Source organism: Nocardia thailandica NBRC 100428 (assembly GCF_000308795.1).
Lineage (GTDB): Bacteria > Actinomycetota > Actinomycetes > Mycobacteriales > Mycobacteriaceae > Nocardia > Nocardia thailandica.
In genome coordinates this window covers 1-6,523 of the sequence record NZ_BAGK01000088.1, presented here as the reverse complement: position 1 = coordinate 6,523, position 6,523 = coordinate 1, and the positions used below count along the sequence as shown (strand labels likewise).

Annotated in this window: 5 protein-coding genes and 1 pseudogene; 1 reads left to right on the top strand and 5 read right to left on the bottom strand. The window is 74.5% G+C overall.

What is annotated here, in order from left to right; translation table 11 throughout:
• Positions 1–597, bottom strand: a 597-nt coding sequence (locus tag ON36_RS09075) for an arylamine N-acetyltransferase family protein (RefSeq protein WP_043650307.1), incomplete at its 3' end; no start/stop codon positions are given.
• A 75-nt stretch (positions 598–672) separates the two neighbouring features.
• Positions 673–1,662: an alpha/beta hydrolase family protein gene (locus tag ON36_RS09070; RefSeq protein ID WP_043650304.1), complete on the bottom strand. Its 990-nt coding sequence runs from the start codon at positions 1,660–1,662 to the stop codon at positions 673–675.
• Positions 1,663–1,772: 110 nt separating this feature from the next.
• On the opposite strand from ON36_RS09070, the gene ON36_RS09065 reads away from it, so the two are divergent.
• Entirely contained in the window at positions 1,773–2,945 is a 1,173-nt protein-coding gene (locus ON36_RS09065) for a winged helix DNA-binding domain-containing protein (RefSeq protein WP_043650301.1), read from the top strand.
• A gap of 63 nt (positions 2,946–3,008) precedes the next feature.
• Here the strand turns inward: ON36_RS09065 and casI are convergent.
• The 3 genes and pseudogenes from casI to ON36_RS09050 all read right to left on the bottom strand — a co-directional run bounded on the left by casI (position 3,009) and on the right by ON36_RS09050 (position 6,510).
• Positions 3,009–4,671 (bottom strand): annotated as a pseudogene (gene casI, locus ON36_RS09060) (steroid-22-oyl-CoA synthetase).
• A gap of 33 nt (positions 4,672–4,704) precedes the next feature.
• The gene (locus tag ON36_RS09055; RefSeq protein ID WP_043650299.1) at positions 4,705–5,256 is read right to left on the bottom strand and encodes a nuclear transport factor 2-like protein; all 552 of its coding nucleotides are present in this window, start codon (positions 5,254–5,256) and stop codon (positions 4,705–4,707) included.
• Positions 5,257–5,394: 138 nt separating this feature from the next.
• A complete protein-coding gene (locus tag ON36_RS09050) occupies positions 5,395–6,510 on the bottom strand; it encodes a PucR family transcriptional regulator (RefSeq protein WP_043650297.1) in 1,116 nt (371 codons plus the stop codon).
• Positions 6,511–6,523 lie beyond the last annotated feature (13 nt).

Sequence of the window (6,523 nt, the reverse complement as noted above, 5' to 3'; positions counted from 1 at the left end):
CGGATACTGCGGGTCCTCGGTGAAGGAGTAGCGGTCGACCCAGCCGTCGCGGGCGAACTGGTGCAGCACCCACAGCGGCGCGCCGAGGGCGCCCGTCCGGCGCTCCAGGCGGAACCGCCAGTCGCCGAGCGCGAATTCCCCACCGCTGTCGGCGAGTTCGTAGGGCTCCAGCGGGCCGGCGCCGAAGCCGACGTCACACAGCCAGGCCCGCGGGTCGTCGGTGGTGGTGACGCGCAGCAGCGCGTGGGTGGCGGGCCGCGCCGGGGCGGCGTCGACGACGCCCATGGTCACGCGACCGCTGAGCCCCGTGACACCGAACCCGAACCGTTCCAGCGCGGCGGCGAACAGACCGGCGTTCTCGTAGCAGTAGCCGCCGCGGCCGCGCCGGATGATCTTGTCCTGCAACGACGCCAGGTCGAGCGGGACCCCGCGGCCGAGGATGATCTCGAGGTTCTCGAACGGGATGGACGTGGTGTGCGCGCGGACCAGCGCGCGCAGGACGGGCAGGGTGGCGACGCGCGGGCCGTCGTAGCCGATCCGGGCCAGGTAGGCGTCGAGGTCCAGCTCCGCGCCCCGCCAGGTGGTCGGCTCGGTCATCGCGCATCTCCTCGTCGTCGGCGTATCGCACCGGTCAACGACCGGGGATGCCGATCTTGTTCCACGCGGACCGGTTCAGGCAGCGCACTTGGCGCCCGCAGGCGCGGGCGGCGCCGTGACCAGCCCGTTCGCGACGTCGACGAGGTAGTCGGTCTGGAATCCGTCGAGCGGCTCGGTGCCCGCCAGCAGCCGCAGCACCACGCACCCGCCCTCGAACAGGGCGGGCCCGACGCTGTGATCGCCGGGCACCACCGCGCCGCCGAGATCGCGCCCGGTGACGATCGTGTAGAACGACAGCGGCTTGCCCGCCGCGGTGAGGCCCGCCCGCATCTCCACGCTCGCCGCGTAGGGCACGACGTCGTCGGCCACGCCGTGGATCAACACCGCCCGCGCGACGCTCATCCGCCCCGCGAGCAGCGCGGGCGAGCGGGCGGCGTAGGCGGCCGGGCACTGCGCCGGGGTACACCCGCCCGCGTCGCGCTCGATCTCCCCGGGCAGTGCCCCGTTGAGGCGGCCCGCGCTGAACCACGTGGTCACCGTGTCGGCGGGTCCGTAGTTGTCGACCCAGTAGTCGAAGGTGCCCGGCGGGGCGTACGCGGCGGCCAGCCCGCTGGTGATCCCGCCCTGACTCCAGCCCCACAGCACGGTCCGGCCGATCCCCGGGTGCTCCTCGCGGTACCACCGCGTGGCGGCGACGACGTCCCGCTGCCCGGCCCACAGGTTCCACTCGCCCGTCCGCCAGACGCTGTCCGCCGAGCGCAGGTCCATCAGCAGCAGCGGCGCCCCGCCCACCCGCGCCAGCGATGTCATGTACTCGGGCAGGTCGGCCGAGGAACCGGTGTGCCCGTGCACGGCCACCACCAGCGCCCGGGCGGGCAGGTCACCGGGCGCGCACCGATACGGCTCGTAGACGCGGCCGGTCGCGGTCTCGCCGTCCACCGGGACGGCGACCGGTGTCACCGAAACCCCTCCGGCGCAGCCGGGTTCGGCGCCGGCGGGTGTGCCCGGCGCGGCGAGCAGTCCGGCGGACAGGAGGAGCACGGCCAGGGCCACCAGCGGGCGCATGCTCCGATGGTCCCACGCCGGGCGGGCCGATACCGCGGATCGCGCACCGCGACCCGTGATCGCGCACCACGCGGCCCCGGCCTGTCGGTGGCGGCGCCTACGATCCGCCCATGGTCTCGATCGACACCGCGCAGCGACGCGCCCGCCTCGGCGTCCGGCACCGGCTCGCGTTCCCGGCCCGCGTGGACGATCCCCTCGAGATCGCCCGCTCGATGGTCGTGCTGCACGCCACCGACCCCGCCACCGTGTTCCTCTCGGTCTGCGCGCGCGGCACGGTCCTGACTCCGTCGGCGATGGAACGGGCGCTCTACGACGAGCGGACCCTGCTGCGCCTGCTGGCCATGCGCCGCACCATGTTCGTGGCGCCGACGGACCTGCTTCCGGTCCTGCAGGCCTCCTGCTGCGACGCGCTGGCGGTCAAGCAGCGCCGGGCCTACGGCAAGTATCTCGAGGGGGTCGTCGAGGGCGACGTCGCGACCTGGCTGGCCGAGGTCGAGGCCGAAACCCACGACACGCTCCTCGGTCTGGGCACCGCGACCGGCGCGCAGCTGGGCAGGGCGGTGCCGCGCCTGCGCACCCAGGTCGACACCGCGCCGGGCAAGTCCTACTCGAAACCGACCAGCATCACCACCTGGGTGCTGGTCGTGCTCGGCGCGCAGGGCCGCATCGTGCGTGGCCGCCCGAACGGCTCCTGGGCCAGCAGCCACTACACCTGGGTGCCGGTGGAGACCTGGCTGCCGGGCGGCTTCACCCCGGTCCCGGCGGACGAGGCGCGCGCCGAGCTCGTCCGGCGCTGGCTGCACACCTTCGGCCCGGCCCCGGTGAGCGACATCAAGTGGTGGACCGGCTGGACACTGACCGAGGTCCGCAAGGCGCTGACCGACCTGCCGGTGGTGGAGGTCGACCTCGACGGGGGCACCGGCGTCGCGCTGGCCGACGACCTCGACCCGGTGCCCGCGCCCGAACCCTGGGCCGCACTCCTGCCCGCCCTCGACCCGACCCCGATGGGCTGGCAGTCGCGCGAGTGGTTCCTCGGCCCGCACGGTCCGCGGCTGTTCGACCGCAACGGCAACATCGGCCCGACCATCTGGGCCGACGGCCGCATCGTCGGCGGCTGGGCCCAGCGGGCCGACGGCGAGATCGTCACCCGCCTGCTCGAGGACGTCGGCGCCGACATCGAGGCGCTGGTCGCCGCCGAGGCCGCGCGCACCGCGGCGTGGTTCGGCGACGTCCGCACGATCCCCCGCTTCCGCACACCGCTGGAACGCGAACTGACGGCGTGAGTCGGCCGAGGTCCGGCCCGGCTGCGTCCGCCGGCCGGTGCGGCGCCGGGCAGCCGAGCGGCGTCAGAGCAGGCGCTGCCTGCCGTGTGCGGTGAATTCCTCGGCGAGGGCGCGCTTGTCGGACTCGGTCATGAGCCGATAGTCGGGCCCGCCGCGACCCGCCCAGCGGTACACCGGTTCGTCGGTGCGCCAGGCCTGGGTCTGCAGGGCGCGTTTGAGCACCTTGTTCGACCCGGTGACCGGCAGGTCCGCCGAGACGCGCAGCAGGCGCGGGATGCCCTTGGCGCCGAGGTCGCGCTGGGCGGCGAGGAACGCGGTGAACCCGGCGAGGTCGAAGGCCGCGGGGTCGGCGACCTCGATCGCGGCCATCACCTGGTCGCCGGAGCGGGGATCGGGTACCCCGAAGACCGCGGCCGCGATGACGGCGGGATGGCGGCGCAGGACCTGTTCGATGAGCAGGGTGGAGGTGTTCTCGCCGTCCACCCGCAGCCAGTCGCCCTTGCGCCCGGCGAAGTACAGGTACCCATCGGTGTCGATGTAGCCGAGATCGCCGGTCCAGTACCAGCCGTTGCGGATGCGGTCGGCGTCGGCGTCCTCGTTCTTGTAGTAGCCCTCGAACGCCGCCGCCCCGGCCTTGTCGACCATCTCCCCGATGGCCTCGTCGGGGTTGCGTACCCGGCCGTACTCGTCCAGCTCGGCGCGCGCGGTCCAGCAGGGTCTCCGGATCCACCACCGCGACACCGGGATGCGCGGGCCTGCCCAGCGCGCCCGGCGGCGCGGCCGGGTCGAGCGCGGCCAGGCTGGGACCCTCGCTCGACCCGTAGCCCTCGAACAGCGCGGCGCCGAAGCGGCGCCGGAACTCGTCCTGGTCGGCCGCCGACGCCTCGGTGCCGAACCCGCGCACCAGCGTGTTGTCCGCGTCCGCCGGGGTCTCGGGCGTGGCCAGCAGGTAGCCGAGCGCCTTGCCGACATAGGTGAAGAAGGTCGCGCCGAAGTAGCGGACGTCCGGAAGGAACTGCGACGCCGAGAATTTCGGGGTCAGGCAGACGGTCGCGCCGACCGTGAGCGCGGGCGCCCACAGCGCCATGACGGCGTTGCCGTGGAACAGCGGCATCGGGCAGTAGTCGACGTCCTCGCGCACGTGCCCGAACTTGTCCCTGGCCGCGTAGGCGATCACCGCGAGGCGGCGCTGCGTGCACCGCACCGCCTTGGAGACACCGGTCGTCCCGGAGGTGAACAGCAGCAGGAGCAGCGAATCCGGCCCGCCCACCGCGACGGGTTCCGCCCGGTGCGCCGCGACCCGGGCCGCGTAGCCGGGGTCGTCGACCAGCAGGAACCGGTCCGGCGCGAGGCCGAGGTCGAGGCGGGCCAGCCGGGCCATCCCCGCGGCGTCGGTGACCACGAGCCCGCAGTCGACGTAGGCGATGTCGGCGGCCAGCTGCGCGTCGCCCCGGGTGGGGTTCAGGCCCGCCACGGTCGCGCCCGCCAGGGCGGCCGCGCCGAGCCAGAAGACGAAGTCGGGCACGTTGTCCAGCAGGATCCCGATGTGGAACGGGCCGTCGCGGCGCAGCGCCCGCGCCAGTTCCGCGCGGGCGGCCGACTCGCGGACCACCTCGTCCCAGGTCCAGTCGGCGTCGCGGGTGCGCAGGCCGAGCCGCCGGTCGCCGAGCCGGTCGAGCAGCAGCGTGGCGATGTCGGTGCGGCGCCGGTCCGCGTGTCGGTTCATCCCTCGTCCTCCTTCGCATCGGGTCCGGTCGTGCTACGCGCCCGCGTGCACGAGTTCGACGTACTCGCGCGGCAGTTCGTCGAAACGCAGTTTCCGGATCTCCACCGGGCCCGAATGATAGGAATCCTCGCCCTCGATGCGGCCGTCCGCCGAGATCGGCCACAGCAGCAGCTGCCGGAACACGACGAGGTAGTCGGCGGCCGGGTCGTCGACGGGGATCCCGATCCGCGCGGCGTAGGCGCCGGGATAGATCTGCTTCAGGAAACCCTCGGTCACCACGCAATGGTCGTCGACCACCAGGCGATCGAGCGCGTACTCGAGGATGTTGCTGCGGCTGGCGACGAAATCGGCGTAGTAGGCGCGCACCCCGTCGTGCCCCTTCGGCCCGACGTCCTGACCGGCGTTCCAGAAGTGATAGGCCGGGGCGGGGACCAGGGTCCGCATGAGCCCGTCCAGGTCCGGCGCGGCCTCGGCCTTCATGTGCTCGATGACGATGCCGAGCACGGCGCGGTGCCGCGCGTCGGTGGTCGCGGCCAGGCGCTCTTCGAGCGGCGCCCAGGTGTTGTTCGGGTCGATGACCGCCATGGTGGAACTCCTTCTCCCTCACCGGATCTCCCGGCGGCGTGTCGGGAGTGCGTCGATCGTCACCGATGCGGGTGACCCGGATCACCCGACGGCCGTCGCCGGATTCGCGTCCCCGGCCCGACGGACGTCGGATCGGGCTCAGCGGTCCGGGGGCAGCTCGGCCGAGGAGAGCGCGATGCGGCGCATCATCAGCGCCAGGGTCGCCGTGAACCGGTCGAGCGCGTCGCCGACGTCCCAGCCCATCACCGCCTCCACCTGGGCGATGCGGGCCGCGACGGTGCTGTGGTGCAGGTGGAGTTCGGCGGCGGTGCGCCGCAGCGAGCCGAAGACGCAGAACGCCTCGAGGGTGTCGACGGCGAGCGCGCCCGCCTCGGTCGCGGCGAGCGTCCCGAGTCGCGCCACGTCGGGGGCGGCGAGCAGCCGGGCGACGGGCAGTTCCCCGAGCAGGGCCAGCGAGCCGAGGCGCTCGAAGGCGACCACGCGGCGCCCGTGCCGGGTGGAGGAGGCGAACCGCAACGCCCGCCGGGCCTGATCCCAGGAGGTGGCGGCGGCCAGGGCGGGCAGCCGCTCCCCCAGGCCGACCCAGGGCCCCTCGGCCCCCCGCCGCGCGACCGGGAACGCCCCGACCACGGCGCGATCGAGCGTGTCGGACAGGTCGCGATCCGGGACGGCGGCCTGCACGAGCACCGCGGTGACGGTGTCGAGGACCGCCGACCGGACCACCGGGACGTGGGCGTCGATGAGGCGCACCGCCGCGGCGGCTCCGGGACCGGACACCGCGAGCAGGCGCAGCGGGCGCGCGGGGTCGGCGCCGAGCAGCCGCAGGGCCCGGACCCGGTCGGCGCGGCGCTGCTCCTCCGACACCACGATCTCGAGCAGCGCGGGGTCGTCGAGCCCGGTCGGCCCGGCGGGCCCGCGGCGCGCGGTGATGCGCAGGCAGTGCCGCAACCGCGCGACCAGCACGTCGTCCAGCGGCCGGGCCGCGCCCGCCCGCTCCAGCCACACGGCCGGGTCGGTGCCGAAGGTCCGCGGGGGCGCGGCGTCCGCGGGCAGCGGGTGCCCCGCCGCGTCGTAGCGGATGGTGGTCCCCGAGGGCCAGCGCGCGCCCGCCGGGCACTCGGCCAGGACGGCGGCGGCGCGGATCACCGTGTCGGCGTTGGCGTCGGATTCGGCGAACCCGTCGAAGTACTCGACGATCCCGAGCGGCGAGCCCGCGCCGATCTCCCCGGCCTGCCCGGGCATCGATGCGGTCATGCGGCGCCTCCTG